Source organism: Nonomuraea sp. NPDC049655, assembly GCF_044465465.1.
Lineage (GTDB): Bacteria > Actinomycetota > Actinomycetes > Streptosporangiales > Streptosporangiaceae > Nonomuraea.
This window is the reverse complement of record NZ_JBITLS010000013.1, coordinates 290,833-308,107: the sequence shown is the minus strand read 5'-3', so window position 1 is coordinate 308,107 and position 17,275 is coordinate 290,833. Positions and strand designations below refer to the sequence as shown.

General features: G+C 74.0%; 19 protein-coding genes, 1 pseudogene and 1 riboswitch. Of the genes and pseudogenes, 6 read left to right on the top strand and 14 right to left on the bottom strand.

Features of this window, described 5'->3' with window-relative positions; translation table 11 throughout:
- Positions 1–34: 34 nt before the first annotated feature.
- From ACIBQ6_RS37260 to ACIBQ6_RS37230, 7 genes and pseudogenes are all read right to left on the bottom strand, one after another.
- Entirely contained in the window at positions 35–1,426 is a 1,392-nt protein-coding gene (locus ACIBQ6_RS37260; RefSeq protein WP_397217810.1) for a rhodanese-like domain-containing protein, read from the bottom strand.
- Between the two features lie 171 nt (positions 1,427–1,597).
- Positions 1,598–1,867, bottom strand: a complete 270-nt coding sequence (locus tag ACIBQ6_RS37255; protein WP_352328991.1) for a metal-sensitive transcriptional regulator — start codon at positions 1,865–1,867, stop codon at positions 1,598–1,600.
- An 81-nt stretch (positions 1,868–1,948) separates the two neighbouring features.
- Positions 1,949–2,677, bottom strand: a complete 729-nt coding sequence (locus ACIBQ6_RS37250) for a hypothetical protein (RefSeq protein WP_397217808.1) — start codon at positions 2,675–2,677, stop codon at positions 1,949–1,951.
- Positions 2,664–3,176 carry a SigE family RNA polymerase sigma factor gene (locus tag ACIBQ6_RS37245; RefSeq protein WP_358010973.1) on the bottom strand — a complete coding sequence of 171 codons (513 nt, stop codon included), beginning with the start codon at positions 3,174–3,176 and terminating at the stop codon, positions 2,664–2,666. Before ACIBQ6_RS37245 ends, ACIBQ6_RS37250 begins: the two co-directional genes overlap by 14 nt.
- A 340-nt stretch (positions 3,177–3,516) precedes the next feature.
- Positions 3,517–5,754 (bottom strand): Orn/Lys/Arg decarboxylase N-terminal domain-containing protein, encoded by a 2,238-nt coding sequence (locus ACIBQ6_RS37240; protein ID WP_397217806.1) that lies wholly within the window; start codon positions 5,752–5,754, stop codon positions 3,517–3,519.
- Between the two features lie 128 nt (positions 5,755–5,882).
- Positions 5,883–6,209: pseudogene (locus tag ACIBQ6_RS37235) on the bottom strand (2'-5' RNA ligase family protein); the annotation flags it as partial.
- 40 nt (positions 6,210–6,249) lie between these two features.
- Positions 6,250–6,756 (bottom strand): winged helix-turn-helix transcriptional regulator, encoded by a 507-nt coding sequence (locus ACIBQ6_RS37230; protein ID WP_397217803.1) that lies wholly within the window; start codon positions 6,754–6,756, stop codon positions 6,250–6,252.
- 94 nt (positions 6,757–6,850) lie between these two features.
- On the opposite strand from ACIBQ6_RS37230, the gene ACIBQ6_RS37225 reads away from it, so the two are divergent.
- The gene (locus ACIBQ6_RS37225) at positions 6,851–7,231 is read left to right on the top strand and encodes a TIGR03618 family F420-dependent PPOX class oxidoreductase (protein WP_358300405.1); all 381 of its coding nucleotides are present in this window, start codon (positions 6,851–6,853) and stop codon (positions 7,229–7,231) included.
- Here the strand turns inward: ACIBQ6_RS37225 and ACIBQ6_RS37220 are convergent.
- The gene (locus tag ACIBQ6_RS37220) at positions 7,200–8,321 is read right to left on the bottom strand and encodes a hypothetical protein (protein WP_397217801.1); all 1,122 of its coding nucleotides are present in this window, start codon (positions 8,319–8,321) and stop codon (positions 7,200–7,202) included. The genes ACIBQ6_RS37225 and ACIBQ6_RS37220 overlap by 32 nt on opposite strands.
- A 120-nt stretch (positions 8,322–8,441) precedes the next feature.
- On the opposite strand from ACIBQ6_RS37220, the gene ACIBQ6_RS37215 reads away from it, so the two are divergent.
- Together ACIBQ6_RS37215 and ACIBQ6_RS37210 are read left to right on the top strand one after the other, a co-directional pair.
- Positions 8,442–9,509, top strand: a complete 1,068-nt coding sequence (locus ACIBQ6_RS37215; protein WP_397217799.1) for a sensor histidine kinase — start codon at positions 8,442–8,444, stop codon at positions 9,507–9,509.
- Positions 9,506–10,135, top strand: a complete 630-nt coding sequence (locus tag ACIBQ6_RS37210) for a response regulator transcription factor (protein WP_358300414.1) — start codon at positions 9,506–9,508, stop codon at positions 10,133–10,135. Before ACIBQ6_RS37215 ends, ACIBQ6_RS37210 begins: the two co-directional genes overlap by 4 nt.
- A 31-nt stretch (positions 10,136–10,166) precedes the next feature.
- Here the strand turns inward: ACIBQ6_RS37210 and ACIBQ6_RS37205 are convergent, their stop codons facing one another.
- The gene (locus tag ACIBQ6_RS37205; protein WP_397217796.1) at positions 10,167–10,943 is read right to left on the bottom strand and encodes a class I SAM-dependent methyltransferase; all 777 of its coding nucleotides are present in this window, start codon (positions 10,941–10,943) and stop codon (positions 10,167–10,169) included.
- A 105-nt stretch (positions 10,944–11,048) separates the two neighbouring features.
- Here ACIBQ6_RS37205 and ACIBQ6_RS37200 point away from each other — a divergent pair, with 105 nt between their 5' ends.
- Positions 11,049–11,591 (top strand): RICIN domain-containing protein, encoded by a 543-nt coding sequence (locus ACIBQ6_RS37200; RefSeq protein ID WP_358300420.1) that lies wholly within the window; start codon positions 11,049–11,051, stop codon positions 11,589–11,591.
- Positions 11,592–11,633: 42 nt separating this feature from the next.
- Here the strand turns inward: ACIBQ6_RS37200 and ACIBQ6_RS37195 are convergent, their stop codons facing one another.
- On the bottom strand, positions 11,634–12,239 hold the full coding sequence (locus tag ACIBQ6_RS37195; protein WP_358300423.1) for a TetR/AcrR family transcriptional regulator: 606 nt from the start codon (positions 12,237–12,239) through the stop codon (positions 11,634–11,636).
- A 69-nt stretch (positions 12,240–12,308) separates the two neighbouring features.
- Between ACIBQ6_RS37195 and ACIBQ6_RS37190 the strand changes: the two genes are divergently transcribed.
- On the top strand, positions 12,309–13,871 hold the full coding sequence (locus ACIBQ6_RS37190) for an FAD-dependent monooxygenase (RefSeq protein ID WP_397217793.1): 1,563 nt from the start codon (positions 12,309–12,311) through the stop codon (positions 13,869–13,871).
- Positions 13,872–13,900: 29 nt separating this feature from the next.
- Here the strand turns inward: ACIBQ6_RS37190 and ACIBQ6_RS37185 are convergent, their stop codons facing one another.
- A complete protein-coding gene (locus ACIBQ6_RS37185) occupies positions 13,901–14,221 on the bottom strand; it encodes a multidrug efflux SMR transporter (protein WP_352360314.1) in 321 nt (106 codons plus the stop codon).
- Between the two features lie 2 nt (positions 14,222–14,223).
- Positions 14,224–14,871: an FMN-dependent NADH-azoreductase gene (locus tag ACIBQ6_RS37180; protein WP_397217791.1), complete on the bottom strand. Its 648-nt coding sequence runs from the start codon at positions 14,869–14,871 to the stop codon at positions 14,224–14,226.
- Between the two features lie 113 nt (positions 14,872–14,984).
- On the opposite strand from ACIBQ6_RS37180, the gene ACIBQ6_RS37175 reads away from it, so the two are divergent.
- Positions 14,985–15,605: a TetR/AcrR family transcriptional regulator gene (locus tag ACIBQ6_RS37175; RefSeq protein WP_397217789.1), complete on the top strand. Its 621-nt coding sequence runs from the start codon at positions 14,985–14,987 to the stop codon at positions 15,603–15,605.
- 16 nt (positions 15,606–15,621) lie between these two features.
- Here ACIBQ6_RS37175 and ACIBQ6_RS37170 read toward each other — a convergent pair whose 3' ends face one another.
- Together ACIBQ6_RS37170 and ACIBQ6_RS37165 are read right to left on the bottom strand one after the other, a co-directional pair.
- Positions 15,622–15,780: a hypothetical protein gene (locus tag ACIBQ6_RS37170; RefSeq protein WP_397217787.1), complete on the bottom strand. Its 159-nt coding sequence runs from the start codon at positions 15,778–15,780 to the stop codon at positions 15,622–15,624.
- A 100-nt stretch (positions 15,781–15,880) separates the two neighbouring features.
- Positions 15,881–16,828: an alpha/beta hydrolase gene (locus tag ACIBQ6_RS37165; RefSeq protein ID WP_397217785.1), complete on the bottom strand. Its 948-nt coding sequence runs from the start codon at positions 16,826–16,828 to the stop codon at positions 15,881–15,883.
- Positions 16,829–17,029: 201 nt separating this feature from the next.
- Positions 17,030–17,235, top strand: a riboswitch (cobalamin riboswitch).
- Positions 17,236–17,275: the final 40 nt, after the last annotated feature.

The following is a 17,275-nucleotide window of genomic DNA, read 5'->3' as shown; positions in this document are numbered from 1 at the left end:
AGCCCGGGACGTGCGCGGCGGCGAGCGCGCCGGGTCAGTCGTCGGTGATGGTCAGGCCCGCCTCGGCGGCCGCCGCGTAGGCGTCGTCGATGTGCACCACGCGGCGTCCGGCGCGGGCGAGCAGGCTGGTGGCGGCGGCCGCCCGGTAGCCGGAGCCGCAGTGCGTCCACACCGTGCCGGCCGGGACGTCGGCCAGGCGGTGCGGCAGGTCGGGCAGCGGGATGTGGGTGGCGCCCGCGACGTGGCCGGCCCGCCATTCGTTGGTCATGCGCACGTCCAGCACGACGTCCGGAGCGGGCAGGTGGGCGGGCGCGCGCCCGGCGCGGACGGCGGCCAGGTCGGCGAACGTGGCCACCGCGAGCTCGCCCAGCCGGTCGTCGTGGCCGCCGGCCCACTGGCCGGGGTCGCCGGTCGCGGCGGCGGCCGGGCGGTCGACGCCGATGCGGGCCAGTTCGCGCTGGGCGGCGGCGACCTGCGCGGCGTCCTCGCCCAGCAGGGTGATCGGCGCGCCCCACGGGGCCATCCAGGCGAGCCAGGTGGACATCGGGCCGTCCAGGCCGAAGCTGAGCGTGCCGGTCAGGTGGCGGCTGGCGAACGCCTTGCGGGAGCGCAGGTCCACCACCCATTCCCCGGCCGCGATCCGCTTCCCGAGCTCCTCGGGGTCGGCGGTCCGTACGGGGGTGAGGTCGATCGGGCCGCCGCCCTCGGAGTTGCGCGGCCCCATGTGGGCGTAGTAGGCGGGGTAGGCGTCGAGACCGGCGAGGGTCTGGGCGACGAAGTCGTCGGCCTCCAGACGCAGCGCCGGGTTGGCCTGCCGCTCGCGGCCGATCGTGGAGGCCGGGGCGTCGGCCTGCGTCGCCGAGCAGAAGCTGCCGAAGCCGTGGGTGGGCCACACGTGGGCGCCGTCGGGCAGCAGGTCGGCCAGGCGGTGCGCCGAGGTGTGCTGGCGGTGGGCCAGGTCGTGGGCGTGCTCGGCGCCGAGCAGGTCGGTGCGGCCGGTGGTGCCGAAGAGCAGGGAGCCGCCGGTGAAGACGCCTTCGGGGCCGTCCGGGCCGGTCAGGATGTACGACAGGTGATGGAAGGTGTGGCCGGGCGTGGCCACCGCCTGGACGCTCATGGCGCCGGACAGCGTGACCTGGTCGCCGTCGGAGACCGGCCGGCGGTCGAACCGCACGGTCTCGTCGGCGGCGACCAGGTAGGCGGCGCCGGTCACCCGGGCCAGTGCCAGGCCGCCCGAGACGTAGTCGTTGTGCAGGTGGGTCTCGGCCACGTGGGTGATGCGCACGCCGAGACGTCCGGCCAGGGCGAGGATCCGGTCGATGTCCCGCTGCGGGTCGACGACCAGGGCGACCTGGCCGTCGTGGGCGAGGTAGCTGCGGTCGCCCAGGGAAGAGGTCTCCACCACCTCGATGTGGATCGTGCTCATCTTCTTCGCCGCCTTCGTGTCGTCGCAGTCGCGGTCCGGCCGGTTTCCGGGTCAGGGACCGTCCTACCCATTGATACCCCGGGGGGTATCCGGCAGGTAAAAAGACGGGCAGGCTCGGGCGTACGAGTTCATTCGTCGCCTTCGGCTGCCCGCGGGGAGATCAGTGCTGCATCAGGACAGGGCCAGGAACAGCTTCTCCAGCCGCTCCGGCGTGATGGCCGGCTCCTCGCCGCGCTCGCGCGCCGCCTGGCACTGCTGCAGGCCGGTGGAGATGATCTTGAATCCGGCCCGGTCCAGGGCCTTGGACACCGCCGCGAGCTGGGTCAGCACCCGCTCGCAGTCGTCACCGTTCTCGATCATGGCGATCACCCCGCCGAGCTGGCCGTGGGCCCGCTTGAGCCGGGTGAGCGCCTCGGCCAGGACGGCCGCGTTCATGTCCATTCGCTCCACCTCCACCGCCAATATACCCCCCGAGGTATGGTGCCGCGCACGTCCGCGGGGGCGCGGTGGAGGCGGAGGCGGTCACGGGCTGGGGGTGAGCCCTTCGGCGATCCTCTTCAGCTCGGCGGACACGGCCGCGGCGTCGCGGAACTCCTCGGCGTACGTCGGGCTGAACATGATCTCGGCCCACTGCTTGTCGCCCATGCGGAGGAAGAGGGTGGGGGTGCCCTTCATGCCGTCCTCGCCGACGTTCTGGACGACCAGGTAGCCGCCGCGGTCGCCGACGGTCACCTCCTCGCCGTCCCCCTCGTCGCGGTAGGCCGCGATCCGGTCGCCGACCTCCTGGACGGCCCCCTCCTCGTACATGTAGATCTGCACCCGGTAGGAGCCCGGGTCGTCGCCCTCGTAGAAGTAGGCGGTCGTGTACTTGTCGCCGAAGTCCACCGACCAGCCGGACCACTTCAGCCGCTCGGGCAGGTATCCCACCTTGACGTGCCCGAACCTCATCCCGTCGCCCAGGTCGCCGAGGCTCGGCGGTTCCGACGGCTGGGGCGGGGTGTCGTCGATGGCGGGCGGCTCCGGCGTCACGGAGATCGCCACCTGGCTGCCCGTCGCGGTCGTCGTGCTCGCGCCCAGGTACGCCACGGGCGCGGCCACGACCGCCACGGACGCCGACAACGCCGCGATCCGGCCCCTCACCCGCCTGCGCCGGGACCTGCGCACCACCCGTTCCACCAGGTCGGGCGCGGCGTGCAGCCGGGCGGTCTCCTCCGTCATGAGCCGGAGGAGCTCCTCCTCAAGCGTGGGCATTCCTGATCACTCCTTCCACTGTCTCCCGTCCGAGGGCCGAACGGAGTTTGGCCGTCGCCTTCGACGCCTGGCTCTTGACCGTGCCGACCGAGCAACCGAGCACTTCGGCGGTCTGCGCCTCGCTGAGGTCCTCCCAGTAGCGCAGGACGATCACCGCCCGCTGCCGGGGCGGCAGGGCGCGCAGCGCGTCCATGAGCACCTGGCGCAGGTCGGTGTCCGTCGCCCGGTCCGGAGTGTCCGGCGGGCTGTGCATCGGGATGATCCTGAGGATCGCCCGGCGGCGGGCCCTGCTGATGGCGGCGTTGACGATGACGCGGCGCACGTACGGCTCGGGGCTGTCGTGGCGGACCCGGTCCCAGTTCCGATAGGTGCGCTCCAGCGCGGTCTGCAGCAGGTCCTCCGCCTCCGCCTCGTCGCCGCAGGCGAGGTAGGCGACCCGTAGCAGGCTCGTGGCGCGTGCGGCCACGAATGCGCCGAAGTCGTGTTCCGTGGCGCTCACGGCTGTCTGTCCGATTTCACGCTTCCTTATACGCCTGGGGGCCGGCGGCGGTTGCCCGCGAGAGCGGGGGAAGGCGGCGGGGCGGCGACGTTCCACCGCCTGATCGCCATGGGCGCCGCCCTGGGCACGCCGGCGCCCGCCGCGGCGGCCGATCACGGAACGGTGGACCACCCCCGACGGCAGGGCCTGGGACGCCTACCGCGAACCGGGCACGACCCCGGCCGACAGGGAGGCCTGGCGGCGTGACGGCTCACCCGCCGGGTGGAGCGAGTCGATCGACGGGAGACCGTGCGGCTGTCCACCGAGCCGGCCAAGGGCCACATGGGCCCTTCGGGGGCCGTCAGTCGCGGACGACCTCCACCCAGTAGCGGCCCTCGCCGTCGCGGTGGGCGCCGTGGATGTCGGTGGCCAGGTCGGGGAAGGTCCGGTCGAAGTCCTCCAGGGCGCGCAGGTAGTGCATCAGCGGGCCGTCGGCCGCGCCGGTCGCCTCGCCCGGCATCAGCATGGGGATCCCGGGCGGGGTGACCACCACGGTCGCCGCCACCACCCGCCCGGCCAGCCGGGCCAGCGGGACCCGCTCGGTACGGGAGCGGATCATGGCCTGGTAGACGTCGGCGGGCGTGGAGACCGGCTCCGGCAGCGCGGTGAAGACCTGGTCGAGCAGCGCGCCCACGCCCGAGTCGCGCAGCTTGGCGTGCACCTCGCCGCAGAACGCCCGCAACGACACGCCGGACGGCCCGAACCCGGGCAGCACGTCCGCCAGCGCCCTGTCGTCGTCGTAGGCGTTCTTGAAGTCGGTGAGCGCGTCGATCAGCGTGCCCCACTTGCCCTTGGTGATGCCCATCGAGAACAGCACCAGCAGGGTGTGGTCGCCGGTCTTCTCCACCACGATGCCGCGCCGCTGCAGGTAGGCGGCCACGACCTTGGCCGGGATGCCCCACTCCAGCGTGCCCTCGGCCGCGTCCGCGCCGGGGCAGGTGATCGTCACCTTGACCGGGTCGAGCAGGGCGTAGTCGTCGCGCATGCCGTCGAAGCCGTGCCAGGCGGCGCCGGGCTCCAGCACCCAGCAGCGCGGCTCCGAGCTCAGCAGCGCCGGGTCGGCGTCGGCGAAGGGCACGGCCCGGCCGGTGTGCGGGTCGAGCACCGAGGGCGGCTGCCAGAGGCCGAAGAACCAGCCGGGCCGCCGGCCGTCCTCGCGGATGCGGGCGGCCAGGCGGGTCATCGCCTGCCGGAACCGGACCGCCTCGACGATCGCCTCGCCGGTCAGGAACGACCCGGAGGGGCCGTCCATCATCGCCGCGGCCACGTCGAGGGAGGCGATCATCGGGTACAGCGGCGAGGTCGAGGCGTGCATCAGGTACGTCTCGTTGAACGCGTCGAAGTCGACCGGCGCCCGCGGCGCGGGCCGGACGTGCAACATCGCCGCCTGCGACAACGCGGCCAGCAACTTGTGCGTGGACTGCGTGGCGAACACGGTGGGACGCCCCGGGCCGGGCAGCGTGCGCTCGTCGACCGACATGGCGTATCGGCGGGAGTAGAGCGGGTTGAACCGGCCGTAGGCGAACCACGCCTCGTCGAAGTGCAGCCGCGGCACGGTGGCGCCCAGCAGCTCGGCGACCCGGACCGCGTCGTAGCAGACGCCGTCGTAGGTGGAGTTCGTGACGACCGCGTACGCGGGGTCGCCCGCCGCGAGCGGATGGCCGGCCACCCGCGCCCGGACGGCGGACGCCTCCAGCGCGGCGGCCGGGATCGGCCCGGCCAGCCCCAGCCCGTTGCGCTCGGGAACGAGGTAGACCGGCCGCGCGCCGCTGATGGCCAGCGCGTGCTGGATCGACTTGTGGCAGTTGCGGTCGACCAGGACGGTGTCGTCGCGGGCGATCGCGTGGTGCCCGACGATGCGGTTGGCGGTGGAGTTGCCGTTGACCACGAAGAACGTGCGCTCGGCGCCGAAGACGCGGGCCGCGTTGTGCTCGGCCTCGCCGATCGGGCCGGTGTGGTCGAGCGGCGAGCCCAGCTCCCCGACGGAGATCGACAGGTCGGTGCGCAGCAGCCGCTCGCCGTAGAAGTCGAAGAACGCCCGGCCCACGGGCGACTTCAGGAACGCCACGCCGCCCGCGTGCGCCGGGGTGTGCCAGGAGTAGGGGTGGTGGTCCTCCAGGTGCACCAGCGCGCGGAAGAACGGCGGGAGGATCTGGTCGGCGTACTGGTCGGCGGCGTGCGCGATGCGCCCGGCGATGAACTGCGGGGTGTCCTCCAGCGGGAAGACGTAACCCTGGATGACCTCGTACACCCACAGCGGCAGCTCCTGGTCCTGGGTGATCAGGAAGACCGGCAGGCCGCGGAAGCGCTTGGCCACCGCGGCCAGCAGGTCCTCGGCGCCGGGCGCGTCCCAGGCCGCCAGGATCGCGGTGAGCGAGGCGTCGGACCCGACCACCGCCAGGGCGTCGGCCGTGCGGCGGGTCCAGCGCACCTGGAGGCCGAGTTCGCCCATCTCGGCGCACACCCGGCGGATCTGCTCGGCGAGCGCCGAGTCGGCGTCGGGGTGTTCGGTGACGGCGGCCAGAACCGTTCGCTCCATGCGGCACTCCGTGATCGATCAGGGACGGGAATCTCCCCTGATCGTAACGCCAAGGAATGGCAAAGACACGGTGAGTGACGAAAGCCTGTCGAGCGCTCAGGAGTGCCGTCCGAGCGCGAAGATCCGGTCCGCGTGCCAGCGGCGACCGCCTCCGTCAGCTCCCGGAACGGCCGCTCGGGGGCGGGGGAGAGGTAGAGCACCCCGGGGAACCTGCCGCATCCGGTGAACCGCACGTCGAAGGCGGGATGCGCGCCGATCAGCCGGTCGAGCGCCCCCTCGTCGAGACGGTCGCGATCGAGGAACGGGTAGAGGATCGTCACGTGCGCGGGGACGCCGTCGGCGGCGACGGCGTCCAGCCGGGAGCGCCAGGGGCCGACCAGCGGCTCCGCTTCGGGGATCGCGACCACGAGCGCCGTTCCGCCGGCTCGGTACGGGCCCGGTTCCGTGGGAGGCATGACTCAGGCTCCCAGGCCGTCCGTGGCGCCGGCCACCGATTTACCCGGGCCTGCCGGTCGCGCCGGGGCCGGGCGGCAAATCGACTTCATCCGGGACGACAGCCGCGCCGGGACCGGGCAGCAGGTCGACGTCGCCGGCGTGCATCGGCGCGCCGCAGTGGGCGCAGCGCAGCTCCACGGCGCTGATCTCGCCGCAGGCGTGGTGGCGGTAGAGCACGGGCGGCCCGGCCTGGCCCGCGAGCCACCGGTCACCCCATCCGGCCATGACCATGAGCAGGTCGACCAGCTCGGCGCCCTTGACCGTCAGGTGGTATTCGTGGCGCGGCCGCCGGTCGTAGGGACGGCGTTCGAGGACGCCGTGGTCGACGAGGTGGGCGAGCCGTTCGGTCAGCACCTTGCGGGAGATGCCGAGATCGGCCTGGAGCTGGTCGAACCGCCGTACTCCGGCCCACACGTCCCGCAGGATCAGCGGCGACCATGGCTCGCCGATCACGTCGAGGGTGCGGGCGATGGAGCAGGCCATCTCCGCGAAGTTCGTGCGCTGCATGGGTCCCACCCTACCTCTCGGGGTTCCCTTAAGGAACTCTCGGTGCTACGGTTACAGAGTCTCCTCAAGGAACCCCAGAATCCGGAGAGAACCCATGAAACTCGACCCCGACGTGCGCGGCGTGCTCGACGGCACCCCGATCGCCCATCTCGCCACCGTCCTGCCCGACGGCGCCCCCCATTCCGTCCCGGTCTGGATCGGCACGCACGGCGACCATGTCGCCGTCCTCACCGGCCCGCGCTCCCGCAAGGCGCTCAACCTGCGGCGCGACCCGCGGGTCGCGCTCTCCCTGACGCCGCCCGGCGACCCGTTCCGGCCGGTGCTCGTCCGGGGCAGGGTCGTGGAGTGGGTCGAGGGCGAGGCGGGCTGGGAGATCGTCGACCGGATCGCCGCGAAGTACATCGGCGGCCCCTACTCGCGCGCGGAGGAACGGGTCGTCCTGCTCATCGAGCCCGACCGGCAGAGCGCGGGCTGACCTCCGCCGTGGGATGCGGGTTCGCCCGGCGGCGCCGGTGGTAGCAGACGGCGGCGGTGGCCAGCGCGGCGCCCCACACCGGCCAGAAGCACTCCGGCAGCCAGGCTCCCCACTCCTCCAGGGCGAACCGGCCGGCCACGGTCCAGCGGATGTAGGTGAGCCCGGCCACCGTGACGATGATCGAGACGAACCCGGCCGGGACGACCGCCAGCAGCGGCGGCACCCGCCGGCCGCGCAGCCCCGGGATCCATCGCGGGAACACCTCGCCCCACCGCTGGACCAGCCCGAGGGTCAGCACGCCGCCCAGCGCCCCGAACGTCGCCAGGTACGCCCCCGCCAGCCACAGCCCGTCCTCGCCCGCGGCCAGGAACTCCGTGCTCACGCCGAGCGGGATGCCCAGCGCCCAGGCCCACCGGGTGGCGCAGTAGACCAGCGGCACCGCGACCGCCACGTACACCGCCATCCGCCCGCGCGCCGGGGTGAACCAGTTCCCGCGCCCGCGCCCGTGGTCCCGCGCGGCGGCGGCCAGCAGCAGACCGCCCAGCACGCACACGAGCTGGTTGAGCACCGGCCACGGCCAGGCGTCGGCGAACGTCGCGCCGCCCAGCCCCCAGCCGAACAGTGGCGCGACCAGGAGCAACGGCGTGTAGGCGACGCCCATCATCAGCCGCGAGTCGGGAACCACCAGCACCAGCAGCACGGCGATCGGCCAGGCCAGCAGGACCGGCACCCGCCCCCACACCCCCTTCGCCGGGCGCTCACCACCCCGGGGGCTCGTCCCGGGGTGGTGCGGCGGTCCGGGTAGGAGCGGCGGAGGGTCGTTCGGTCCGGGGTCGTTCGCCGGGTGGGCGTCGTCGCGGCGGGTCAGGGCCAGTGCCGTCGCGGCCACCAGGGCCGAGAACGCCGCGATCCACCAGCCGAACGGCGGCGCCGTGCCGGCCAGGATCGACAGCGCCCCGTCGGGGTCGGGATCGTCGGCCCCCCAGGGGTAACCGGGCGCCCCTAGCGCCCACGCCGCGCCGAGCAGGCCGTAGGCGACCGCCCACAGCGCCGCCGCGTAACCGTACCGGCCGGAAGTGAAGATCGTCATGCCCACGAGCCTTCCAGCGCGGGCGCACGGCGGGCAGATGCCGTTCGGCACCTCCCGCGGGCCGCGGCAGTGCCGTTCGGCACGTGGGGGCGCGCGGCGCGGGCGCATATCGTGTCCCGGATGAACGTGCTGTGGATGGTCGCCGCCGCGCTGCCGGCGGCGGTCGCCGTCGCCGTGGCGGCGATCGGGTTGTTCCTGGCTGGGAGCAGGGCCGGGAGCGGGGCCGGGTGGCTCGCCTGGCTGGTCCTGCCGGCCGCGGGCGCGTCCCTGGCGGTCACGGTCCTGTGGCGGGCCGCCGGGGGGCCGTCCACGCCGGGCGTCGGCGCGCTGGGCATGGCCGAGAGCGCGGCGCTGACGGTCGCGGCCGGGCTGGTCGTCCGGTACGCGCCGGTCCGCCGGGCCGTGCCCGCGGCGCTGCTGGCGGGGCTCGCCGCGGCCACCTGGCTGCCGCGGGTCTTCACGCCGGCCTCCGCGCTGGAGGCGGTGGGGGCGTGCGCGTTCTGGGGGGCGGGCGTGCTGGCGGGCGCCGCCGTGGGAGCCTACCTGCGCCTGCTCGACGTACGGCAGCGGCGCGCGGTGGCCGACACCCGCACCGTCCTGCGGCTGCGGCTGGCCGGCGACCTGCACGACTTCCTCGCCCACGACATCAGCGAGATGGTCGCGCACGCCCAGGCGGGCGCCGTCGCGGGCGATCCGCTGCGGGCCCTGCGACGCGTCGAGGCGGCCGGTCAACGGGCCCTGTCCACGCTCGACCGCACGCTCGACATGCTCCACCACGACCGGCCCCTCGGCCCGTCCGGCGACCTGGACGGCGTCGCCGAGGCCGCCGCGCGCTTCTCCGCCGCCGGATCCGCGCACGTCGGCGTGCGGATCGACCGCGCGGCGGCCGTCCCGGCGGAGACGGCGGCGCTGGCCTACCGGATCGTGATCGAAGGGCTGACCAACATCCGGCGGCACGCGCCGCGGGCCGGCCGCGTCGAGCTGTCCGTCACGACGCCGGGCGACGTCCTGGAGATCACCCTGACCAACGACGGGACGTCCGGCGCGGCGGGCCGCCGGCGCGGCGGCTCGGGCCTGCCCGGCCTGGCCGCGCTCGTCGCCGAACAAGGGGGCGAGCTGGTCGCGGGGGCCGTGCCGGACGGGTGGTCGCTGGCGGCGCGGCTGCCGCTGCGACAATCTCCCGGGTGAGCATCCGCATCCTCGTCGCCGACGACCAGGAGGGCATCCGCGACGCCTTCCGCCTGATCCTGGACGCCCAGCCCGACCTTAGCGTGGTGGCCGAGGCGGCCGACGGCCGCACCGCGATCGACACCGCCCTCGCCGTCCGGCCGGACGTGGTCCTCGCCGACATCCGCATGCCCGGCGCCGACGGCATCGAGGTGACCCGCGCCCTGGCCGGCACCGGCATCCACGTGGTGGTCGTCACCACGTTCGGGCTGGAGGAGTACGTCCAGGCGGCGCTCAAGCACGGCGCGGCCGGGTTCGTGCTGAAACGTTCGGGGCCCGCGCTGCTCGTGGAGGCCGTCCGGGCGGCGGTGAACGGCGACATGCTCATCAGCCCCCAGCTCACCGTCCGGCTGCTGCGCGGCAGCGGCCCGGAACGGGAGGTCTCGGACGTGGTGCTGACCGAGCGGGAGGACGAGATCGTGGCCCTGGTGGCTCGGGGGCGGACCAACGCGGAGATCGCCGCCGAGCTCTTCCTGTCCCCGGGGACGGTGAAGAACCATGTCGCCGCGGTCCAGCGCAAGATCGGCGCGAGGAACCGCGTGATGATCGCGGGGTGGGCGTGGGCGACCGGCAGGGCCCAGCCGTGACGGGGTGCGCCCGTCCGTGCCGTGCCGCCGGTCAGGGGAGGTGGCGGGCCAGGTAGAGGGCCGTCTCGACGTTCAGGGCGACCTGCTCGCCGAGCGTGTCGAGGAGCGTGCCGAACAGGTTCTCGCGCACGTCCTCGGCCAGGATGCGGTAGGACGACTGGGTGGACAGCAGGGCGACGTAGTCGGCGGCCGAGACCGTGCGTCCCGACCGGTAGAGGCGGGTGCCGAGGTCGCCGAACTCGGGCGGCAGCCCCATCTCCCGGGCCCACTCGCGGGCGCCGGCCTCCTCGCCGATGGGCCTGCCGATCGGGCCGGTGTTGGGCCTGACGTGCGGGGCGAACCGCTCGTGCGCGGCCAGCAGCCGCGCGGTCACCCCCTCGTCGGCGGGCCAGTCGACGTTCCAGAACAGGGCGAGCCCGCCGCCCGGGGCCAGCGCCGCGGCGGCCCGCTGCCAGCGCACCTCCTTGTCGACCCAGTGCCACGCCTGGGCGCAGTACAGCAGGCCGAACGCCCGCTGCGGGACGTACTCCTCGAACGCCGAGACGGTGACCGTCACGTTCGGCCGGTCGGCGGTCCGCCGGGCCAGCACGGCGGCCATGGCCGGATCCGGCTCGGTGGCCACGACCTCGACGCCGGTCGCCGCGAACAGCTCCGTCGCCTTCCCCGTGCCCGCGCCCACCTCCAGCGCGGGCCCTCCGGCGTAGGCCAGCACGTCCGCGGCCAGCTCGGCCGGGTAGCCGGGCCGGACCCTGTCGTACTCGTCGGCGACCTCGCCGAAGACCCTTCCTTGAATCCGTTGTGTTGTCATGTGCACGATCCTCATTCATGATCGTCCAGGCGCACAACCCCGCCGGCGCACATTGAGTACGCGCTACTCAGGCCGTACGAGCCCCGCGGCCGCAGGCTTGGCCGCATGAAGAGACACCTCCTTCGCCCGGCGGCCGTCGCCGCCCCGCTGCTCGTCCTCGCCCTCACCGCCGCCCCGGCGCCCGCGTCGGCCTCGTCCGTCTGGGCCGCCTCCAACGTCCAGCTCGTCAACCGGCAGACCGGCAAGTGCCTGACCATCGCCGGGGGCGTCAGCACGGAGAACAACGTGCACGCCGTCCAGTACGACTGCGACAGCCACCCCTCCCGCCGCTGGGACGTGTGGGGCTACTCCAGCGCGGCCCTGCAGGTCAGGAACCGCCAGACCGGCAAGTGCCTGACCATCGCCGGCGGCGTCAGCACCGAGAACAACGTCGTCGCCCTCCAGTACACCTGCGACACCCACCCCTCGCGCTACTGGGCGCTCGGCAACCGCGTCGGCCAGTACGTCGAGTTCCGCAACGTGCAGACCGCCAAGTGCCTGACCATCGCCGGCGGGGTCAGCACCGCCAACAACCTGGAGGCCGTCCAGTACACCTGTGACGGGCACCCGTCCAGGTTCTGGGAGATCCGCGACTACTACGGGAGCTGACCAGCTCGCCGCCACGGGAGGCCGTCCCCTGGTGGCCGCCGGTCAGCCGGGGGGCGCGCCCAGCAGGGGCAGCCACACCTCGTCCACGATCTCGGCGATCGACTCCTCCGGCACCCGGCGCATCGTGACGAGCATGTCGTGCCGGAGCAGATCCAGCGGCAGGTTCACCACCCTGGACGAACGCGGCACGTCGGGCAGCTCGCCGCGCTCGACCGCCCGGCCCACGATCGTCTCGAACGCGGTCGCCCGGCCGGGCGGCAGCAGGGTGTCGCGCAGCTCGGTGAGGCTGGTGCCGGCCTCCCGGAAGTAGTCGGCGAGCTGCACGCTCATCAGCGTCAGCATGCCCGCGCGGTCGTCGCCGGCGTTGCGCAGGAACCCGACGGCGTCCTCGCGCAGGCTGCCGGTGTCGGGCACGTCGATCAGCCGCCAGAACTTGGCGAGGGTGGCCAGCAGCAGGTCGTCGCGCCGGGGCCAGCGCCGGTAGAGCACCGGGCGGCTGGTGCCGGCGCGGGCGGCGACGGCCTCGAAGGTGAAGCCGTGGTAGCCGTGCTCGACCAGCACCTGCCAGGCGGCGTCGAGGATCGCCTCCTCCAGCGCGGGGCCGCGACGGCGGGACGCGCCGCCGGGGGCAGGGTGCTTGAGATTCACTTGCGTATCTTATCCCGGCGCCCTACGGTGGCCGGAATTAGATACAGCCCTGTACCCAAAGGACCGTCCATGATGTTCGACGTCATCGTCGTCGGCGCCGGGCCCGCCGGCCTCTTCCTCGCCTGCGAGCTGCGCCTGGCCGGCGTGCGGCCGCTGGTGCTGGAACGACGGCCGGAGCCCGACCTGTCGGACAAGGCCCACGGCCTGGCCGGGCAGGTCGTCCGGCTGCTGGACCACCGCGGCCTGTTCGAACGCTGCGGCGGCCGGGGCGTCCCGGCGCCGGCGCCGGGCCACTTCTTCGGCGGGATGCCGTTGCCGCTGCACACGCTCGGCGAGGCCAACCCGATGTACCTCCTGCCCTGCGACCAGCGCGACCTCGAACGGGTGCTCGCCGCGCGCGCGGCCGAACTGGGCGCGGAGGTGCGGCGCGGCCAGGAGGTGATCTCCTTCGGCCAGGACGCCGACCGGGTCGAGGTCGTGACCCGCGGCCCCGGCGGCGCCGAAACCACCCTCACCGCCCGCTACCTGGTCGGCTGCGACGGCGGCCACAGCATGGTCAGGAAGGCGGCGGGCATCGGCTTCCCCGGCGTCAGCGACGACCACGTCGTGGACCGCTCGGCCCTCATCGGCCCGAGCGAGCACGTCCGGATCCTGCCCGGCGGGCGCGTCCTGATCGAGGGGCTCGGCGAGATCCCCGCCCACTTCCACCGCACCGATCGCGGCGTCTTCACCCTCCTGGCCCACGACCCGCGGCGGCCGCTGATCAACACCGCCGAGTGGGAGGAGCGTCCGGCGGGCGGCTTCCCGGGGCCGGGCGCGCCGATGACGCTGGCCGAGATGGAGAAGAGCGTCGAACGCGTCCTCGGGGTGCGCCTGCCGCTGAGCCCGCCGCCCGAGGGAGCGCCGGTCATGCTGCGCCGGCTGTGCGGGCGCAACACCCGGCTCGCCGACCGCTACCGCGCCGGACGCGTCTTCATCGCCGGCGACGCCGCCCAGGTGAGCCACGGGCCCACCCTGAACCTGGCGCTCCAGGACGCCGCCAACCTGGCCTGGAAGCTCGCCGCCACGCTCCGGGGGCAGGCCCCGGAAGGGCTCCTGGACAGCTACGAGAGCGAGCGCCGCGCGTGCGCGGAACGCGTGGTCACCCAGACCCTGGCCGCGACCGCCCTGCTGGCGCCCGGCGCCGAGGTCACCGCGCTACGACGGCTGTTCGCCGAGCTCCTGGGCCGTACGGAGAACCTGCGCATGATCGCCGAGCTGATGGCGGGCGGCGACGTCCGCCACGACATGGGGGAGGAGCGGCCCGCCGGGCCCACCGGCTGGTTCGCGCCGTCCATGGCGCTGACCACCGGCGACGGGCGGCCGCGGCGCCTGGCCGAGCTGATGCGCGACGCCCGCCCCCTGCTCCTGGACCTGACCGGCGGCGACGCCCTGGCCGCCGCCGCCGCGCCCTGGCTCGGCCGGGTGCGCCACGTGGCCGCCACCGCCACCGCCACCGCCACCGCCGCCGCCGCCACCGCCGACGCCCCCGCCCCGGCGATGCTCGTCCGGCCCGACGGCTACGTCGCCTGGGCGGGCGCGGGCCCCGACGGCCTCAGGGCCGCGCTCGCCCGCTGGTTCGGCCCGAGCTGAGCCCGGCCGTCCGTCCGGACGGGGAGGGGTCACTCCGGGCTGGTGAGGCGGGCCAGCACGATGCCGCCGACGATCAGCGCCAGCGCCGCCATCCGGCCGATCGACATCGGGTCCTTGTGCACGACGACGCCCAGGGCGATCGCGCCGACCGCCCCGATGCCGGTGAAGACCGCGTACGCGGTGCCGACCGGCAGGGTCTTCATCGAGTACGACAGCAGCCAGACCGCGGCCACCATGAGGACGAAGCAGATCAGCGTGGGCAGCGGCCTGGTGAAGCCCTGGGTGGGCTTGATGCTCTGCGCCCAGGCGATCTCGACCAGCCCGGCCAGCCCGAGGATGAGCCAGTTCATCGTCAGAACTCCTTCCCCAGGTCGCGGGCGCCGCGCAGCGCGGCGGCGTACAGCTCGTCGTGCTGGGCGCGCAGGTGGAAGAGGCCGGGGTCGACGCGGGAGTTGGCCAGCTCGGCGGCGACGACGGTGGTGTCCTCGACGGCGAAGTGGCCGGCGAAGAAGTCACGCAGGTAGCGCTCCTGGTAGTCGAACCTGGCCTTGGGGGCGCCGGGCGAGTAGGCCCCGCCGCGCGCGGTGGTGACCACGAAACGCCGCCCGGCCAGGGACATCTTGGGGAAGGTCACCTGGTCGAGCCAGGCCTTGAGCGAAGACGGGATCGAGTAGTTGTACATCGGGGTGGCGATCAGCACCACGTCCGCGGCCACCAGCTGCGACAGCAGCGGCTCGACGATCGCCCACGCGGCCGCCTGCTCCGGGGTGCGGGCGGCCTCGTGGTAGCGGGAGATGTCGGTGATCTGGTTGGCCATGACGTAGTCGCACAGCTCGGTCCAGGCCTCCCCGATGTGCGGCACCGGCTCGGCGGCCAGGTCGCGGTGGACGTAGGTGCCCTCGGGGTGGGCGGACCGCCACGCCTCGGCGAAGGCGTCGCCGAGCTCGCGGCTGATCGAACGGCGTCGGGCGCTGGCGTCCAGGTGCAGCAGAACGGCCATGGGAGGGGCTCCTCGAGATAAGTGGACATGACGTCCGTTTTGCGGTCGAGGTGACCGTAGCAACTAAGCGGGCACGTTGTCCACTTATGTCGGGGTGGGTTAGAGTCGCCGCCATGGAGTCCCGTACCGAGTTGCTGACCGGGCGTCCCGTGGCGGAGGCGGGCCGCCCGCGTGAGCGCGCCGACGCCGCCCGCAACCGCGCCAAGGTGCTCGCCGCCGCGGCCGAGCTGTTCGCCACCCGCGACCCGCGCGGCGTGACCATGGACGACATCGCCAAGGCCGCCGGCGTCGGGCGGGGCACGCTCTACCGCCGCTATCCCGACACCGTCTCGATCGCGCAGGCCCTGCTGGACGAGCACGAGCGCGAGCTGCAGGAACGCCTGCTGCGCGGCGACCCGCCGCTCGGCCCCGGCGCGCCCCCCGCCGACCGGCTCGCCGCCTTCTACACCGCGATGGTCGACCTGCTGGACGAGCACATCTCGCTCGTCCTGGGCGCCGAGCAGGGCGCGTTGCGCTACGCCACGGGCGCCTACGGGTTCTGGCGGGCGCACGTGCGGGTGCTGCTGGCCGAGGCGGGCGTCCCGGAGACCGAGGCGCTGGCCGACATCCTCCTCGCCCCGCTGGGCCCCGACGTCTACGCCGAGCAGCGCAGGCGCGGGCTCACCCCCGAGCAGATCACCGCCGCCCTGGCCCGGCTGGCGCACGGCATCGTCGCCCGGGACGCCGGGCGCTGACCGCGCCGGCGGCGGCTCACCCCCAGGCCGCCGCCTTGTCGTACGGGTCGACGTTCCTGAAGGCCATCCCGACGATCTCCTCGACGTCGTCGTCGCCGTAGGTCCCGGGCAGGGCGAGCCCGATCTCGATGTCCAGGAGCTCGTAACGCTGGTGATGCCAGCAGGCGGAGAGCACGGTCGCCTAGAGCTCCGCCGGTCGAGCCCTTGAAGATCCACCGGTCGGTGTCCCCGCGCGAGGGGCCGGCCCGTCCTCGCCTGGCCGCTCCGGTCGCGGGTTACGCGGTGAGGGCGTCGCGGAGGAAGCTCAGGATGTCCGCCCGCGCGTCCTCGGCCTGGGGGGCCAGCACCGGCATGCTGAGGAAGGCGTGCCCGGCCTCGGGGTACTCGGCCAGGCGGGCGGGGGTGCCGGCGGCCTGCAGCGCCTCGGCGTAGCGGCGGCCGTGGTCGGCGATCGGGTCGTGGGTCGGCACCGCCACGAGCGCCGGGGCCAGCCCGCCCAGGTCGCCGGCGTGCAGCGGGGAGAGCGCGCGGGCGTCCGTCCCCTCGGGCACGGCGAGCCGGTGGAACAGCCGCAGCACCGGCACGCTGAGCGTCGGGGTGTCGGCGTACTGGATCATCGACGGGTGGCCGAACATCGTCCCGGCCACCTCCACGGCGGGATTGACCAGCACCTGGGCCTTCAGGGGCAGACCGGCGTCGCGGGCCCTGATCGCCGCCAGGGCGCAGATCAGCCCGCCGCAGCTCTCGCCGAACAGGACGGCCCGCGCCGGGTCGACGCCCCACTGCGCGGCGTGCTCCAGCACGTGCCGGAGCACGTCCCAGCCGTCGTCGGCGGCGGCGGCCAGCGGCGTGTGCCAGTCGAGCAGGCGGTGGTCCACCGAGACGACGACGGCGGGCAGGTGGGCGGCGAGGTGGCTGTTGACCCAGTCGCTCTGCGGCGCCGTGCCGACGAAGCCGCCGCCGTGCACGTGCAGCACGAGCGGCAGGACGTCCCCCGGCTCGGCCGCTCGGGGCCGGTGGACCCGGACGCGGATGTCGCGGCCGGGCAGCGCCACCGTCCGCCAGTCGACGGCGGCGCCGGGATCCGGCCGGCCGGTGATCGCCTGTGCCTCGACGGAGGCGCGCAGCCGGTTCTCCGCCTCGACGTAGGCGGCCAGTTCGGCGGGGGTGACGGTGTCCCAGTCCGGCGTGACCGGACGGCGGCCGGTGGAGGTCTCGCTCATGGTGGTCTCCTCAGGTTTTCGCTACTTGAAGTATCGATACCTAAGGTAGCGAAAACCGGGCAGGGCCGGTCTATGACCTCGATCACATGCCGGTCCGCCCGTGAGGCCCGCGGGGAGCGGCTCCGCGGCGGGTGGCCGGATCGGAGCGGGGGTTCTTCGCAACACGAGATGTTGGGTGTGACTTTTTGATCCGCCCTATATATGGTGTCTCCCGCAGCCGGTTCGGCCGCCCCGCCAGGGCGGCCGAGGCAAGAGGGAACCCGGTGGGAATCCGGGACTGCCCCGCAGCGGTGAGTGGGAACGACCGCCGTCAGACGCACTGGGCCGAAGGCCCGGGAAGCGACGGCCAGTAGGCAGCGACAGCATGCCCATGAGTCCGAAGACCTGCCGGCGCGCCGCGCGCGATCATGCGCGCGCGGCTGGTCCGAGGCCGCGCGGGACGGTGGA